At 63.5% G+C, this 16,677-nt stretch carries 14 protein-coding genes; 12 read left to right on the forward strand and 2 right to left on the reverse strand.

From position 1 onward, the window contains the following. Positions 1-18: 18 nt before the first annotated feature. Positions 19-2,115: a 3-hydroxyacyl-CoA dehydrogenase NAD-binding domain-containing protein gene (locus tag HAP47_RS38235; protein ID WP_173640349.1), complete on the reverse strand. Its 2,097-nt coding sequence runs from the start codon at positions 2,113-2,115 to the stop codon at positions 19-21. A 170-nt stretch (positions 2,116-2,285) separates the two neighbouring features. Here HAP47_RS38235 and HAP47_RS38240 point away from each other — a divergent pair, with 170 nt between their 5' ends. From HAP47_RS38240 to HAP47_RS38290, 11 genes are all read left to right on the forward strand, one after another. Next, positions 2,286-3,152 (forward strand): IclR family transcriptional regulator, encoded by an 867-nt coding sequence (locus HAP47_RS38240; protein ID WP_173640348.1) that lies wholly within the window; start codon positions 2,286-2,288, stop codon positions 3,150-3,152. A gap of 69 nt (positions 3,153-3,221) precedes the next feature. Then, positions 3,222-4,019 carry an ABC transporter ATP-binding protein gene (locus tag HAP47_RS38245; protein ID WP_173640347.1) on the forward strand — a complete coding sequence of 266 codons (798 nt, stop codon included), beginning with the start codon at positions 3,222-3,224 and terminating at the stop codon, positions 4,017-4,019. Further along, positions 4,016-4,729: an ABC transporter ATP-binding protein gene (locus HAP47_RS38250; protein ID WP_097676739.1), complete on the forward strand. Its 714-nt coding sequence runs from the start codon at positions 4,016-4,018 to the stop codon at positions 4,727-4,729. The genes HAP47_RS38245 and HAP47_RS38250 overlap by 4 nt, the downstream gene beginning before the upstream one ends. A 12-nt stretch (positions 4,730-4,741) precedes the next feature. Beyond that, positions 4,742-5,620 (forward strand): branched-chain amino acid ABC transporter permease, encoded by an 879-nt coding sequence (locus HAP47_RS38255; RefSeq protein ID WP_076864183.1) that lies wholly within the window; start codon positions 4,742-4,744, stop codon positions 5,618-5,620. Positions 5,621-5,622: 2 nt separating this feature from the next. Further along, on the forward strand, positions 5,623-6,639 hold the full coding sequence (locus tag HAP47_RS38260) for a branched-chain amino acid ABC transporter permease (protein ID WP_173640346.1): 1,017 nt from the start codon (positions 5,623-5,625) through the stop codon (positions 6,637-6,639). Positions 6,640-6,668: 29 nt separating this feature from the next. Next, positions 6,669-7,898 (forward strand): ABC transporter substrate-binding protein, encoded by a 1,230-nt coding sequence (locus HAP47_RS38265; protein WP_092119463.1) that lies wholly within the window; start codon positions 6,669-6,671, stop codon positions 7,896-7,898. A gap of 115 nt (positions 7,899-8,013) precedes the next feature. Then, positions 8,014-9,240, forward strand: a complete 1,227-nt coding sequence (locus tag HAP47_RS38270; protein WP_173640345.1) for an ABC transporter substrate-binding protein — start codon at positions 8,014-8,016, stop codon at positions 9,238-9,240. Positions 9,241-9,466: 226 nt separating this feature from the next. Continuing rightward, positions 9,467-10,696, forward strand: a complete 1,230-nt coding sequence (locus HAP47_RS38275; RefSeq protein ID WP_173640344.1) for an ABC transporter substrate-binding protein — start codon at positions 9,467-9,469, stop codon at positions 10,694-10,696. A 160-nt stretch (positions 10,697-10,856) separates the two neighbouring features. After that, the gene (locus HAP47_RS38280) at positions 10,857-12,083 is read left to right on the forward strand and encodes an ABC transporter substrate-binding protein (protein WP_173640343.1); all 1,227 of its coding nucleotides are present in this window, start codon (positions 10,857-10,859) and stop codon (positions 12,081-12,083) included. 190 nt (positions 12,084-12,273) lie between these two features. Continuing rightward, positions 12,274-13,506 carry an ABC transporter substrate-binding protein gene (locus HAP47_RS38285; RefSeq protein ID WP_173640342.1) on the forward strand — a complete coding sequence of 411 codons (1,233 nt, stop codon included), beginning with the start codon at positions 12,274-12,276 and terminating at the stop codon, positions 13,504-13,506. Between the two features lie 21 nt (positions 13,507-13,527). After that, positions 13,528-14,811 (forward strand): glycerate kinase type-2 family protein, encoded by a 1,284-nt coding sequence (locus tag HAP47_RS38290; RefSeq protein ID WP_173640341.1) that lies wholly within the window; start codon positions 13,528-13,530, stop codon positions 14,809-14,811. 126 nt (positions 14,812-14,937) lie between these two features. Here the strand turns inward: HAP47_RS38290 and HAP47_RS38295 are convergent, their stop codons facing one another. Next, positions 14,938-15,456, reverse strand: coding sequence for a MarR family winged helix-turn-helix transcriptional regulator (locus HAP47_RS38295; protein ID WP_097676731.1), 519 nt, complete (start codon positions 15,454-15,456; stop codon positions 14,938-14,940). 179 nt (positions 15,457-15,635) lie between these two features. Between HAP47_RS38295 and HAP47_RS38300 the strand changes: the two genes are divergently transcribed. Continuing rightward, positions 15,636-16,676: a branched-chain amino acid ABC transporter permease gene (locus HAP47_RS38300; protein ID WP_173640340.1), complete on the forward strand. Its 1,041-nt coding sequence runs from the start codon at positions 15,636-15,638 to the stop codon at positions 16,674-16,676. Position 16,677 lies beyond the last annotated feature (1 nt).

The following is a 16,677-nucleotide window of genomic DNA, read 5'->3' on the forward strand; positions in this document are numbered from 1 at the left end:
TCGTATTGCCAAAGGTGATCACGCCGTCTTCGACGCGGCGGCGAGCGAGGCGAAGGTCTTGCCTTCGTCCGCGAGCTTCTTGAGCAGCGGCGCCGGCTCGAGCGAGGGATCGTTGGTCTCCTTCGCGTAGAAGGCCAGGCGATCGGCGATGTGCTTGAGGCCCACGGTATCGGCCCAGAACATCGGACCGCCGCGATAGATCGGCCAGCCATAGCCATAGAGCCAGACCACATCGATGTCCGACGGCCGCGCCGCGATACCCTCGGCGAGGATCTTCGCGCCCTCGTTGATCATCGGGTACATCATGCGCTCGAGGATCTCGTCGTCGCTGACGACGCGCTTCTTGCGGCCGAGGCGCGCCAGCGTCTCGTCGATCAGCTTCTCGACCTCCGGATCGGGCAGCGCCGCGCGCGAGCCCTGCTCGTACTTGTAGTAGCCCTTGCCGGTCTTCTGGCCGAAACGGCCGGCTTCGCACAGCGCGTCCGCGATTTCCGACTTGATGCCGCGGTCCTTGCGCGAGCGCCAGCCGATATCGAGACCGGCGAGATCGCCCATCGCGAACGGGCCCATCGGCATGCCGAACTTGGTGACGACCGCATCGACCTGCTGCGGCAGCGCGCCTTCGAACAACAGCTTCTCGGACTGCTTGCCGCGCTGCGCCAGCATGCGGTTGCCGACAAAGCCGTCGCAGACGCCGACCACGGCCGGCACCTTGGCGATCTTGCGGGCGATCGAGACGGCGGTGACCAGCGCATCCGGCGCGGTCTTGTCGGCGCGCACGATCTCGCACAGCTTCATGACGTTGGCCGGCGAGAAGAAGTGCATGCCGAGCACGTCCTGCGGACGCTTGGTCGCCTTCGCGATCTCGTCGATGTTGAGGTAGGAGGTGTTGGAGGCCAGCACCGCGCCCGGCTTGGCGTACTGATCGAGCTTGCCGAACACTTCCTTCTTGACCGCCATGGTCTCGAACACCGCCTCGATCACCAGATCGGCGTCGCCGATGTTCTCGATGCCGACGACGCCGTTGATCAGCGCCATGCGCTTGGCGGGCGCGTCCGCCGGGATGCCACCGCGCGCGGCGGTCGCCTCGTAGTTCTTCTGCATGATGCCCATGCCGCGCTTGAGCTGCTCCTCGCCGGTCTCGATCAGGGTGACCGGAATGCCGGCATTGGCGAACGACATCGCGATGCCGCCGCCCATGGTGCCGGCGCCGAGGATGGCGACGCGCGCCACGTTGCGGCCCTTGGTGCCTTCCGGAACGCCGGAGATCTTGGCGGCCTCGCGCTCGGCGAAGAAGGCGTAACGCTGCGCCTTGGACTGTTCGCCGTTCATCAGCTTGAGGAAGCCCTCGCGCTCCTTCTTCAGACCCTCATCGAACGGAAGGTCGATCGCGGCGCCGACGGCGTCGGCGGCGGCGAACGGCGCCTCGAGGCCGCGCGACTTCTTGGTCAGCGCGGCGACCGCATTGGTGAAGATCGAACGGTCGGCCTTGGCCGCGGCGAGCTTGCTGTCGTCATCGCGCAGCTTGCGCAGCGGACGCTTCTCGGCAACCACCTTGCGCGCAAATGCCTCACCGCCCGACGCCGGACCCTCGACGATCTCATCGATCAGGCCGGCCTTCAGCGCCGCGTCCGCACCGATCGGATCGCCGCCGACGATCATCTTGACCGCGAGCTCGGGACCGACCGCACGCGGCAGACGCTGGGTGCCGCCGGCACCCGGCAGCAGGCCGAGCTTCACCTCGGGCAGACCGAGCTTGGCGTCCTTGGTGGCGACGCGATAGTGGCAGGCCAGCGCGACCTCGAGGCCACCGCCGAGCGCGGTTCCGTGGATCGCGGCAACGATCGGCTTCGGCGAGCTCTCCATCAGGCTCAGCACTTCGGCGAGGCCGGGCGGCTTCGGCGGCTTGCCGAATTCGGTGATGTCGGCGCCGGCGATGAAGGTGCGGCCGGCACAGGTCAGCACGATACCCTGGACCTGCGCGTCATCGATGGCGCTCTTGACGCAATCGAAGATGCCGCCGCGCACGGCAGCGCTCAGCGCGTTCACCGGCGGACCGTTAACCGTGACGACGGCAATGTTGTCATGACGTTCGAGCTTGACGACTTCACTCACCGGGACTCTCCCTGGATGCTTGTTCTTGAACTTGTGTTGAGTAGCTGCACGACTTGCGTCGAGCCGCTAGGATTAGACCAATTTCGCACTGCGAAATTTAATTCCACATCTTGACACGGAGGGTTATTTTGAAGCACGAGCCTTGTCAACGAGCATGACAAGGGCAGGGAATGAAGCGCGCCAGCAAGAAAGCAGCGACCGATCGCAATTTCGTCGTCGCGCTTTCCCGCGGACTGGATGTCCTGCGTGCATTTCAGCCCAATGACGGGCTGCTCGGCAATCAGGAGATTGCAGCCCGCACCAAGTTACCGAAGCCGACCATTTCCCGGCTGACCTACACGCTGACCAAGCTGGGATACCTTACACCTGTACCGAAATTCGAAAAGTATCAGCTCGCGCCGTCGGCGATGGCGCTCGGCTACGCCGCGCTCGCCAACCTCGGCGTTCGGCATTTGTCCGAGCCGTATCGAGAAGAAGTGATGCGCGCGACCGGCGGCGCGGTCGCGGTCGGCGGCCGCGACCGTCACAGCATGATCTATTTCGGCCAGAGCCGGAACGGCCTGACGCTCGGCGTGCAACTCGACGTCGGTTCGCGCATTCCGATCGCAACCACTGCGATGGGACGTGCCTATATTTGGGCATTGCCACCCGAAGAACGTGCGGCTCTACTGCGTGAGCTGCGGGATCACTATGGCAGCCGCTGGGCCAAGATCCGCGACGGTATCGAGCGTTCCGGCGAGACGGTGGCGAAGCACGGCTTCACCCTGTCCACCGGCGACTGGCAGGACGACGTCGCCGCGGCCGGCGTTGCATTGAGACTGAACGACGGAACCGGTCCTTACGCCTTCAATTGCGGCGCGCCGGCATTCCGCTTCACGGAAGACAGATTGCTCAACGACATTGGACCTCGCCTTGTCGCGATGGTAAGGAACATCGAGCAGGCGCTCGGTGGAATAGCGCCGCAATCCAAAAAAGAACAAAGCAAAAAGACCAGAGTAGGAGGGAAAGTTGCACGTTTGGCCGAGGGGATCAGATAGCCTCCATCGGGTCCGGCGAAATCCATCGCAGGGCCGCTCGCACCGCTCAGAGATGGCGGGCGAGACGAGATGACGCAGGCACAGCTCGCGCAGGGGAATGATCCCCTGCTCGCGGTTCGCGACGTCAGCGTCGTGTTCGGCGGCATCATTGCACTGAATGGCGTGTCGTTCGACATGCGCCATGGGCAGATCCTCGGCCTGATCGGACCGAACGGCGCCGGCAAGACGACGCTGTTCAATTGCCTGTCGCGGCTCTATCAGCCGTCGTCCGGCGACATCCTGATGGAAGGCAAGAGCATCCTGTCGCGGCCGCCGCACCGGATTGCCGAGATCGGCATCGGCCGCACCTTCCAGAACGTCGCGCTGTTCCCCAATCTGTCCGTGATCGACAATGTGCGCGTCGGCGCGCATGCGCGCACCTCGAGCGACATCGTCAGCGACTCGCTGCGCCTCGCCTGGGTTCGCCGCGGCGAGAACGACATGAACAGGAAGGTGCACGACATCCTCGGCTATCTCGATCTCGAGGACGTCGCCCACACCGTGGTTTCGGGACTTCCGTTCGGCACCCAGAAGCGCGTCGAACTGGCGCGCGCCCTGGCCGCGGATCCGAAGATCCTGTTGCTCGACGAGCCGGCCGGCGGCCTCAATCACGAGGAAGTCTATGTGCTCGGCGATTTGATCCGCAAAATCCGCGATGACCGTAAAATTACGGTGTTGCTGGTCGAGCATCACATGGGTCTCGTGATGTCGATCGCCGACCACGTCGTCGCGCTCAATTTCGGCCGCAAGCTGGCCGAAGGCACGCCGGCCCAGGTCCAGGCCGACCCCGACGTCATCAAGGCCTATCTGGGGAGCAAGGACCAATGACAGCGATGCTCAACGTCAAGGACCTGCGCGCCTATTACGGTCAGGTCCAGGCCCTGCACGGCCTCAGTTTCTCGCTCAACGAGGGTTCTTTGACCACCCTGCTGGGCGCCAACGGCGCCGGCAAGACCACCACGCTGCGGGCGATCTGCAACATGGTGCGTTCGACCGGCGCGATCGAGTTCGAGGGCAAGCCGATCGGCACCCGTTCCACTGAAAATGTGGTCCGCCTCGGCATCGCCCATGTGCCGCAGGGCCGCGGCACCTTCACCAACATGACGGTGGAGGAAAACCTGCAGCTCGGCGCCATCAGCCGTTCCGACAAGAACGCCATCGGCTCCGACATCGAGCGGATGTACGAGCATTTCCCGGTGCTGAAGCAGCGCTACACCCAGCAGGCCGGCACGCTGTCGGGCGGCGAGCAGCAGATGCTCGCCGTGGCGCGCGCCCTGATGCTGCGGCCGCGCCTGATGCTGCTCGACGAACCGTCATTCGGCCTCGCGCCGCTGATCGTGCGCGACCTGTTCCGCATCCTCGGCAAGATCAATCGCGAGGAAAAGGTGACCATCCTGGTGGTCGAGCAAAACGCGCAGCTCGCGCTCGAGCTCGCCGACCAGGCCTACGTGATCGAAACCGGACGGATCGTGATGTCGGGCAATGCCAAGGACATCGCGAACAACGAAGACGTCCGCAAATCCTATCTCGGCTACTGAGGAGCTGGCACAATGGAGCTTTTTGCCAACCAGGTCCTGGCCGGCATCGCCACGGGCGCGATCTATGCCTGCATGGCGCTCGCGGTCGTGATGATCTACCAGGCCATCGACCATCTGAATTTCGCCCAGGGCGAAATGGCGATGTTCTCGACCTTCGTGTCCTGGCAGCTGATGCAATGGGGTGTGCCATATTGGGGCGCCTTCGTGCTCACCGTCGCGTTTTCGTTTGCCGCCGGCATCGTCATCGAGCGGTTGCTGTTCAAGCCGCTGGCCAAGGCCCCGATCCTGACCAATGTCGCCGGCTTCATCGCGCTGTATGCGATCATCAACTCGGTCGCCGGCCTGATCTGGGACTTCACCATCAAGCAGTATCCGACGCCGTTCGGCTCCTCGCCGTTCCTCGGCAGCCAGCTGATCTCGACCCACCAGGCCGGCATGATCGGCATCACGCTGCTGATGCTGGTGCTGCTGTTCTTCTTCTTCCGCTTCACCCGGGTCGGCCTTGCGATGCGGGCGGCCGCCTCGCTGCCTGAATCGGCCCGGCTGGTCGGCATCAATACCTCGTGGATGATCGCGCTGGGCTGGGGCATGGCGTCCGCGATCGGCTCGATCGCCGGCATGATGATCGCGCCGGTGGTGTTCCTCGAGCCGAACATGATGCTCGGCGTGCTGATCTACGGATTCGCCGCGGCCGTGCTCGGCGGCCTGACCTCGCCGTTCGGCGCCGTGATGGGCGGTTTCCTGGTCGGCATCTTCGAGAACCTCGTCGGCACCTACATCCCCGGCGTCGGCAATGAACTGAAACTTCCGATCGCGCTCGCGCTGATCATCGTCGTCCTGGTCGTTAAACCGGCAGGCCTGTTCGGCCGCGCCATCGTCAAGCGAGTTTGATCATGAGCGCCGCTGAAGAAATCGTCACAGAAGCCCCCGCCGTCGAGGCTGTGCCCAAGCGTGCCATGACGCTGGGCTACGGCACCTCGCTCGTCGTGCTCGCCGCGCTGATCCTGATCCCGCTGTTCGTGAAGAACTTCATCATCTTCCAGATGACGATGCTTCTGATCTACGCGCTTGCGGTGATGGCGCTCAACATCCTGACCGGCGGAAGCGGCCAGTTCTCGCTCGGCCAGAGCGCGTTCTACGCCGTCGGCGCCTATACGTCGGCGATCCTGATGGAGCATGCAGGCATGAACTATGCCCTGACGCTGCCGGTCGCCGGCATCGTCTGCTTCGGCTTCGGCTTCCTGTTCGGCCAGCCGGCGCTGCGGCTATCCGGCGTCTATCTGGCGCTCGCGACCTTCGCGCTCGCCACCGCAATGCCGCAACTGCTCAAGCTCGGCTATTTCGAGCACTGGACCGGCGGCGTGCAGGGCCTCGTCGTCACCAAGCCGGATGCCCCGTTCGGCCTGCCGCTGTCGCAGGATATGTGGCTTTATTACTTCACCCTGGCGGTCGGGATCGCGATCTACATCGCCTCGGTAAACCTGTTGCGCTCGCGGTCCGGCCGCGCCTTCATGGCGATCCGCGACAACGAGATCGCGGCCTCCGCGATGGGCGTCGATGTCGCGCTGTACAAGACGCTGGCGTTCGGCGTCTCGGCCGGCATCACCGGCGTTGCCGGCGGTCTCGGCGCCATCGCGGTGCAGTTCGTGGCGCCCGACGGCTACACTATCCAGCTCGCGATCTCGCTGTTCCTCGGCATGGTGGTCGGCGGCGTCGGCTGGCTGCCCGGCTCGATCGTAGGCTCTGCCTTCATCATCTTCGTGCCGAACATCGCCGAAGGCATCTCGAAGGGCCTTTCCGGCGCGGTGTTCGGCGTGCTGCTGTTCCTCGTCATCTTCCTCGTGCCGCACGGCGCCAGGCAGGTTGCGATCGTTGCCCAGCAACTGGCCGCAAAGCTCAAGAAAAACTAAGAATCTTTAGAACCAAACCAGGAGACATTATGCTTTCTACCGTTCGGATCGCCGCGATTTCCGCGGCGATCGTCGCTGTGGCCGCGACGTCCACTGCCGCATTCGCCCAAAAGAAATACGACACCGGCGCAAGCGATACCGAGATCAAGGTCGGCAACATCATCCCCTATTCGGGACCGGCCTCCGCCTACGGCGTGATCGGCAAGACCGAAGAAGCCTACTTCAAGATGATCAACGACCGCGGCGGCATCAACGGCCGCAAGGTCAATTTCGTCAGCTATGACGACGCCTATTCGCCGCCGAAAGCGGTCGAGCAGGTGCGCAAGCTGGTCGAGAGCGACGAAGTGCTGCTGGTCTTCAACCCGCTCGGCACGCCGTCCAACACCGCGATCCAGAAATACCTGAATTCCAAGAAGATCCCGCAGCTGTTCGTCGCCACCGGCGCCACCAAGTGGAACGATCCGAAGAACTTCCCGTGGACCATGGGCTGGCAGCCGAGCTACCAGAGCGAAGCGCAGATCTATGCCAAGTGGCTGATGAAGGAGAAGCCCGACGCCAAGGTCGCGATCCTCTATCAGAACGACGATTTCGGCAAAGACTACCTCAAGGGCACCAAGGACGGTTTCGGCGCCAAGGCGGCCTCCAGCATCATCATGGAGGAGAGCTATGAGGTGTCCGAGCCGTCGATCGACGGCCACATCGTCAAGATCAAGGCCGCCAATCCCGACGTGCTGCTGATCTACACCACGCCGAAGTTCGGCGCGCAGACCATCAAGAAGACCGCCGAGCTCGGCTGGAAGCCGCTGCAGATCATCACCAACGTGTCGGCCTCGGTCGGCAGCGTGATGCAGCCGGCCGGCTTCGACAACGCCCAGGGCGTGCTGTCCGCGGCCTACGCCAAGGACGGCGCCGACTCGCAGTGGAATAACGACCCCGGCATGAAGAAGTGGTCCGAGTTTCTCGACAAGTACATGCCGGGCGCCGACAAGACCGACGGCGGCTATGTCTACGGCTACGGCGCCGCGCAGACGCTCGCCAAGGTGCTGGAAATGTGCGGCGACGACCTTACCCGCGCCAACGTCATGAAGCAGGCGGCGAGCCTGAAGGACTTTACGCCGGACACCCTGCTGCCCGGCGTCAAGATCAACACCTCGGCCACCGACTTCGCCCCTATCGCCCAGTTGCAGATGCAGCGCTTCAAGGGTCAGAAGTGGGAACTGTTCGGTGACATCATTTCCGGCGACGTCCCCTCTGAGTGACGTTGCACTGCGGGAATAAAACAACAGCCTCCGCGATAACAGTCGCGGGGGCTTTTTGTTGACGCCCCGCGCCGATCGTATTGAATACTCCGAACCAAGAACCCGAGGGGAAACCATGACTGCCGCACGTCCGTCCCTGACGGTGCTCTTGTCCGCATTCGCTCTGCTCCTGACGAGCTGCAATGTCGCGCTGGCCCAGAAGAAATACGACACCGGGGCCAGCGACACCGAGATCAAGATCGGCAACATCATGCCCTACAGCGGTCCCGCCTCGGCCTATGGGGTGATCGGCAGGACCGAGGCCGCCTACTTCAAGATGATCAACGAGGCTGGCGGCATCCACGGCCGCAAGATCACGTTCATCTCCTACGACGACGGCTACTCGCCGCCCAAGACGGTGGAGCAGGCGCGCAAGCTGGTCGAGAACGACGAGGTGCTGCTGCTGTTCGGCTCGGTCGGCACCGCAGGCAACGCCGCGATCCGGAAATACATGAACGAGAAGCAGGTGCCGCAGCTGTTCATCGCCTCCGGCGCCTCCAAGTGGAACGACCCCAAGAACTATCCATGGACCATGGGCTGGCAGCCGTCCTACCAGGACGAGGCGCGGGTCTACGCAAAATACATCATGAAGCACAAGCCCGATGCCAAGGTTGCGCTGCTTTACCAGAACGACGATTTCGGCAAGGACTACCTCAAGGGCCTGAAGGACGCCTTCGGCGACAAGGCCTCGATGATCGTCGCCGAAGAAGCTTACGAGACGTCGGAGCCTGCGATCGACAGTCATATCGTCAAGCTGAAAGCCGCCGGCGCCGACACCTTCATCAGCATCACGTCACCGAAATTCGCGGCGCAGGCGATCAAGAAGGCCGCCGAAATCGCGTGGACGCCCTTGCAGTTCGTCGCCAATGTCTCAGCCTCGGTCGGCGGCGTCATGCAGCCGGCCGGCTTCGAGAATTCGCAGGGCATCCTTTCGGCGTCCTATCTCAAGGACGGCGCCGATCCGCAATGGGACAAGGATCCCGGCATGGAGAAATTTCTTGCCTTCCTCAAGAAGGATTATCCCGACGCCAACAAGCTCGACGGCGCCACCTCCTTCGGCTACGCCGCCGCACAGACCATGGTGCAGGTGCTGGAGATGTGCGGTGACGACCTCACCCGCGCCAACATCATGAAGCAGGCTGCGAGCCTGAAGGATTTTGTCCCCGGCACGCTGCTGCCGGGCATCAGCATCAACACCTCGGCCACCGACTTCGCACCGATCAAGCAGTTGCAGCTGATGCGCTTCAAGGGCGAGAAGTGGGAGCTGTTCGGCGACATCATCTCGAGCGGGCTCAGCAACTAGGACGGTGCACGATCTCCACGCAAACGCTTCGCGTGTGCTGCGAGGCGTTTGTGCGGCACCGGCTTTCCTCGCAACGCGTTCGACTAAATGACGCCCTCCGCGGCAGCGCCGCGGGGGGCTTTTTGTTGCTGGCACCTGATGAAAGGTATTCAATGCCGCGAGGGGCCGCAAAGTGCTCCCACTCCAAAAATCGTGACACATTCACCGTGATCCAAGGGAGATCAAAATGCCTGCTATCCATTTGCGGTTGGGGGCCTTTTCGGCTGCCCTCGCATTGCTCGCAGCGACCACGAGTCCCTCCGTCGCGCAGAAGAAATACGACATCGGTGCCTCCGACAGCGAAATCAAGATCGGCAACATCATGCCCTACAGCGGAGCGGCTTCCGCCTATGGCGTGATCGGCAAGACCGAGGAGGCCTATTTCCGCAAGATCAACGCCGAGGGCGGCATCAACGGCCGCAAGGTCACCTTCATCAGCTATGACGATGCCTACACACCACCGAAGACCGTCGAGCAGGCGCGCAAGCTCGTCGAGAGCGACGAGGTGCTGCTGATCTTCAATTCGCTCGGCACGCCGCCGAACTCGGCGATCCAGAAATACATGAACCAGAAGAAGGTGCCGCAGTTGTTCGTCGCCACCGGCGCCACCAAGTGGAACGACCCGAGGGAATTTCCCTGGACGATGGGCTGGCAGCCCAACTACCAGAGCGAGTCCATCATCTACGCAAAGTACATCCTGAAGAACAAGCCTGACGCCAAGATCGCGGTGCTCTACCAGAACGACGATTACGGCAAGGACTATCTGAAGGGGTTCAAGGACGGGCTCGGCGCCAAGGCCGCATCGATGATCGTCGCCGAGGACAGCTACGAGGTGACGGAGCCGACCATCGACTCCCACATCGTCAGGCTCAAGGCCTCCGGCGCCGATGTGTTCTTCAACATCACGACTCCGAAATTCGCGGCGCAGGCGATCAAGAAGAACGCCGAACTCAACTGGCATCCGCTGCATTTCCTCAACAACGTCTCCGGATCGATCGGCAGCGTGATCAAGCCCGCGGGCTTCGAGAACGCCCAGGACATCATCTCATCGCAATATTTCAAGGACCCGACCGACCCGCAGTGGAAGACCGACAAGGCAATGATCGCCTGGAACGAGTTCCTCGATAAATACTATCCGGAAGCGAACCGCGCCGATGCCTCGGTGATGTACGCCTACATCGTCTCGCAGGGCCTGGTGCATGTGCTCAAGGCGTGCGGCGACGACCTGACCCGCGAGAACGTCATGAAGCAGGCGGCCAGCATTCGCGATTACGAACCCGGCGGCCTGTTGCCGGGTGTCAAGGTCAACACCTCGGCGACCGATTTCGCGCCGCTCTCGCAACTGCAATTGATCCGCTTCAAGGGCCAGACCTGGGAGCGCTTTGGCGAGATTTTGAGCGGCGACGTCGGCGGTTAACCCGGAATTGTCGACTAAAGACGAGAGCCCCTGCGGCGTTGTCGCAGGGGCTTTTCATTGAGACGGGCCGCCTGAAATGCTAATCACTACAGTCAAATAACAGAGCCCTCGAAACAAGAGGGCCGCGACACATCGTCTGACAACAGGGAGAGAGACATAGATGTCCGCTACCACAAGACTTGCGGTCCTCGGGGCCGCGCTCGCGCTCGTCGCGACATCCAGCAGCGCTGCGCTTGCCCAGAAGAAATACGACACCGGCGCCAGCGACACCGAGATCAAGATCGGCAACATCATGCCCTACAGCGGACCCGCCTCCGCCTACGGCATCATCGGCCGCACCGAGGCCGCCTATTTCAAGAAGATCAACGATGCCGGTGGCATCAACGGCCGCAAGATCAACTTCATCTCCTATGATGACGCCTACTCGCCGCCGAAAGCCGTGGAACAGGCCCGCAAGCTGGTCGAAAGCGACGAGGTGCTGCTGATCTTCAACTCGCTCGGCACGCCGTCGAACTCGGCGATCCAGAAATACATGAATTCCAAGAAGGTGCCGCAGCTGTTTGTTGCCACCGGCGCCACCAAGTGGAACGACCCGAAGGACTTTCCCTGGACCATGGGTTGGCAGCCCAACTACCAGAGCGAGACCCAGATCTACGCAAAGTACATCCTGAAAAACATGCCGAACGCCAAGATCGCGGTGCTGTTCCAGAATGACGACTACGGCAAGGACTATCTGAAGGGCCTGAAGGACGGCCTCGGCCAGAAGGCCGCCGGCATGATCGTCGCCGAAGAGAGCTTCGAGACCTCCGAGCCGACCATCGACAACCACATCGTCAAGCTGAAGGCCAGCAACGCCGACGTCTTCATCGACATCGCGACGCCGAAATTCGCGGCGCAGGCGATCAAGAAGGTCGCCGAGGTCGGCTGGAAGCCCACGCACTTCCTCAACAACGTGTCGGCATCGGTCGGCAGCGTGATCAGGCCGGCCGGCTACGAGAACGCGCAGGGCATCATCTCTGCCGCCTATCTGAAGGACCCCTCGGACAAGCAGTGGGACAATGATCCCGGCATGAAGGAATTCTACGCCTTCATGGCCAAGGACTTCCCCGAGGGCGACAAGCTCGACGGTGGCACCGTGACCGGCTACGGCGTGGCGCAGACCCTGGTTCAGGTGCTCAAGCAGTGCGGCGACAACCTCACGCGCGAGAACATCATGAAGCAGGCGGCAAGCCTGCAGGATTTCCGCACCGAAGTGCTGCTGCCCGGCATCAAGATCAACACCGCCGCGAATGATTTCGCCCCGATCAGCCAGTTGCAACTGATGAAGTTCAAGGGCGAGAAATGGGAACTGTTCGGCGATATCATCAGCGCCGACGTCGGCGGCTGATTTCCTGCCGACAACCGACTGACAATGGCCCCCTGCGATACCGTCGCAGGGGGCTTTTCATTCACCATGGGCCAACCGGCCCGGGCGATGCCTGCTTACACTTTGCCCGGCAATGCGCTAGGAAAACCGGCAAGAACCGAAGAGAACCCGGCGCCCTTGCGCGCCGGCAACAACAAGGAGTTTTCGGGAGATGCCGAAGCCGATCCGTCACCGTGTTGCAACCGCCCTGCTCGGCCTCGCCGTCGCCGCCGTGACCGGCAATGCCGCGTTGGCGCAGAAGAAATACGACACCGGTGCGACCGATACCGAGATCAAGATCGGCAACATCGTGCCCTATAGCGGCCCGGCGTCGGCCTATGGCGTGGTCGGCAAGGCGATGGCCGCGGTGTTCAAGAAGGTCAACGACGATGGCGGCATCAACGGCCGCAAGATCAATTTCATTTCCTATGATGATGCCTATTCGCCGCCGAAGGCGGTCGAGCAGGCGCGCAAGCTGGTCGAGAGCGACGAGGTGCTGTTCCTGTTTGGCACGCTCGGCACCGCCTCCAACACCGCGATCCAGAAATACCTCAACGCCAAGAAAGTGCCGCAGCTGTTCGTCGCCACCGGCGCGACCAAGTGGAACGATCCGAAGGCGTTCCCGTGGACCATGGGCTGGCTGCCGAGCTACCAGAGCGAGTCGCGGATCTACGCGAAATATCTGCTCAAGGAGAAGCCCTCCGCCAAGGTCGCGGTGCTCTATCAGAACGACGACATGGGCAAGGACTACCTGAAGGGCCTGGAAGACGGCTTCGCCAGCGATCCGGCGCGGATTGCCGCCAAGGAGAGCTACGAGGTCGCCGAGCCCACCATCGATTCCCATGTGGTGCGGCTGAAATCCGCCAACCCCGACGTCATCATCTTCTTCACCACGCCGAAATTCGGCGCCCAGGCGATCAAGAAACTCGGCGAGATGAACTGGAAGCCGGTGACGATCGTCTCCAATGTCTCGGCCTCCACCGCGACGGTGATGCGTCCGGCGGGGCTCGACAATGCGCAGGGCGTGATCTCGGCGGCCTACGCCAAGGACGCCAGCGATCCGCAGTGGAAGGACGATGCCGGCATGAAGGCGTTCGACGAACTGCTCGCCAAGTACATGCCCGACACCAACCGCGTCGATGCCTCGGCGATGACGGGCTACAACATGGCGACCACCATGGTCGAGGTGCTGCGCCGCTGCGGCGACGATCTCACCCGCGCCAACGTGATGAAGCAGGCGGCGAGCCTGAAGCAGTTTGCGCAGGGCGGCCTGCTGCCCGGCGTGACGCTGTCGACCGGGCCGTCCGACTTCCAGCCGATCGAGCAATTGCAGCTGATGCAGTTCAAGGGCGAGCGCTGGCAATTGTTCGGCGACGTCATCAGCGGCGAAGTCGCCGGAAACTGACCGCGTAACGAAAGCACAGCCATGACCGACCGTCGTCCTTTTCTGCGTTCGATCTTCGATGCCGCGGTGGCGGCCGCGCATCCCGATGTCGTGCTGGCATCGCGGCTTCGGCCGGCGCCGAAGGGACGCGTGATCTGCCTCGCCGCCGGCAAGGGCGCCGGCGCCATGGCCGCGGCGGCGGAGCGGCACTATCTCGACACGCTCGGCCTCGCGCCATCGCGACTGGTCGGCATCGCCACCACCCGCCACGGCCACGGCGTGCCGACCCGCCGTATCAAGGTGGTCGAGGCCGGCCACCCGGTGCCCGATGAAGCCGGCCTGCGGGCGGCTGACGATACGCTGCGGCTGGCGGCGGAAGCCACGTCCGACGATCTTCTACTGGTGCTGCTGACCGGCGGCGGCTCGGCGAACTGGATCGCGCCCGTCGAGGGCGTGAGCTTTGCCCAGAAGCAGCAGGTCAACCGCGCGCTGCTGCGCTCCGGCGCGCCGATCGGCGAGATGAACATCGTCCGCAAGCATCTGTCGCGGATCAAGGGCGGACGGCTGGCGCGTGCCGGCCAGCACGCCGCCGAGATCGTCACGCTGGCGATTTCCGACGTGCCGCATGACGATCCCTCCGCGATCGCCTCGGGGCCGACGGTGCCGGACCCGACTACGCTCGCGGATGCCCGCGCGCTGGTCGCGAAGTACAACCTCTCCGTCGATGACGCGGTCCGCCGCGCGCTCGACGATCCCAGGAACGAGAGCTGCAAGCCGGGCGACCCCGCCTTTGCGCGGGCGACGTTCGAGCTGCTGGCAAAGCCCAAGGCCTCGATCGACGCCGCGGTAAAGGTCGCGCAGGACGCCGGCTACGAGACGATCGCGCTCGGCGCCGACCTCGAAGGCGAGGCCCGCGACGTTGCGGCCGGACACGCCAGGCTCGCGCTGAAGGCCCACGGCGAGCGCAAGCGCGTCGCGATCATCTCCGGCGGCGAACTTACGGTGACGGTGCGCGGCAACGGCCGCGGCGGCCCCAACCAGGAGTACGCGCTGGCGCTGGCCGACCTGCTCAAGGACACGCCCGACATCTCGGCGCTCGCCGCCGACACCGACGGTGCCGACGGCGGCGCCGGCAGCGCCACCGACCCCGCCGGAGCCGTGATCGATCAGGCGACATTCGCGAAGATGAAATCGATCGGCCTCGATCCGAGGGCCTATCTCGAGAACAACGATGCCACCGGCTTCTTCGCACAGACCGGCGATTTGTTGCTGACCGGCCCGACGCTGACCAACGTCAACGACGTCAGGGTGATTTTAGTCGACTGACGCGCACCGCTCTCTCCCCGTCATTGCGAGCGAAGCGAAGCAATCCATCGCGTCACGTGCGGAGACATGGATTGCTTCGTCGCTGTCGCTCCTCGCAATGACGGCTGAGGGGCCGAAACCCGCCGCTCAAAACTCCTGCGCGAGCTTGGCCAGCATCTCCAGCAGCGCGGCGTGGTTGGCCGGGCCGAGCACCTCGATCAGGCGCGCCTCGTGCTTGTTGGCGACCAGCTTCTTGGCGCGCGCCAGCACGGCGCGGCCCTTGTCGGTCAGGACGAGGATGTGGGAGCGGCGGTCGTTGGTCGAGCGCATCCGCGCGCAAAGGTCGCGGCTCTCCAGCGCGTCGAGCATGGCGACGAAATTCGGCCTGAGGATGCCGAGCGTGTTGGCGATCTCGGTCTGGTTGCGGCCCGGATTCTTGTCGAGCAGCAGCAGCACCGAGAACTGCGCCGGCGTCAACTGCAGCGGCGCGACGCAGCGCAGGAAGTCCTCGAATACCTTGAGCTGCGCGCGCTTCAGCGAATAGCCGAGCAGTCCGGACAGTTCGCCCAGTTGCAGCATGCTGTCGTCCCCGGCAGGATCGACCGGTTCCCTGCGCAGGGCACGCGACGAACGGACGGCATCGGAGGCGGTTTTGGAAACAGTCATCGCTCCAGGCTCGCAATCCCGGTACAAAAACCCCGCGGGACGCTCGGGGACCTTGAGATTATATCTAATAATCGTTATGCACCATATCAAATATCGACGGCTATCAACAGCCGGTATCGGCCGACCCAACCGGCACAGCCGGCTGCGGCGGTCCGACGCTTGAGGGGGAGCGCTCGGCCTTGAACACAACGATCATGCTGTTCCTGCTGCAGGACGGCATCACCAATGGCGCGATCTACGCACTGCTCGGGCTGGCCCTGGTGCTGGTGTTCGCGGTGACGCGGGTGATCCTGATCCCGCAGGGCGAATTCGTCACCTACGGCGCGTTGAGCTACGCCATGCTGGCAACCGGCCAGGTGCCCGGCACCGTGCGCCTTGCCGTCGCGATGGGCCTCGTCGCGTTCGCGCTGGATCTGTTCTTCGCCCGCAAGGCGCTGCATGCCCGGCTGGTGATCCGCTCGGTCGCGCTCAACATCGTCTTTCCCGCAGCGCTGCTCGGCCTCGTCTATGCGCTGGTTGGTCCCCATACGCCGATCGCCGTCAACATTGCGCTGGCGCTGCTGATCGTGGCGGCGATCGGGCTGTTTCTCTATCGCATCGCCTTCCAGCCGATCGCGCACACCTCCGTGCTGGTGCTCCTGATCGCCTCGGTCGGCTGCCATCTGGCGCTGCAAGGCCTCGGCCTGGTGTTCTTCGGCGCCGAAGGCCTGCGCGGCCCGGCACTGTCGAGTGCCGCGGTGACCGCCGGTCCGCTGCGCTTCACCGGCCAGAGCCTCGCCGTCTACGGCCTGACGGTCGGCTTCATCGTGGGGCTGTGGCTGTTCTTCGGCTACACCAAGACCGGCAAGGCGTTGCGCGCCACCGCGGTCAATCGCCTCGGCGCCCGCCTCGTCGGCATCCGCACCACGCTGTCGGGCCAGATCGCATTCCTGCTCGCCTCCGTAATCGGCGCGATTTCGGGCATTCTGATCGTGCCGATCACGACGCTCTATTACGACACCGGCTTCCTGATCGGCCTGAAGGGTTTTATCGCCGCCATCATCGGCGGCCTGGTCAGCTATCCCCTGACCGCGGTCGCGGCCATCGTGGTCGGCATCGTCGAGGCCTTCTCGTCGTTCTACGCCAGTAATTTCAAGGAAGTCATCGTGTTCACGCTGATCCTTCCCGTCCTGGTGCTGCGCTCGCTCGCAGCGCCCCAGGTCGAGGAAGAGAAGGATTGAA

The organism is Bradyrhizobium sp. 41S5 (assembly GCF_011516665.3).
GTDB lineage: Bacteria > Pseudomonadota > Alphaproteobacteria > Rhizobiales > Xanthobacteraceae > Bradyrhizobium > Bradyrhizobium quebecense.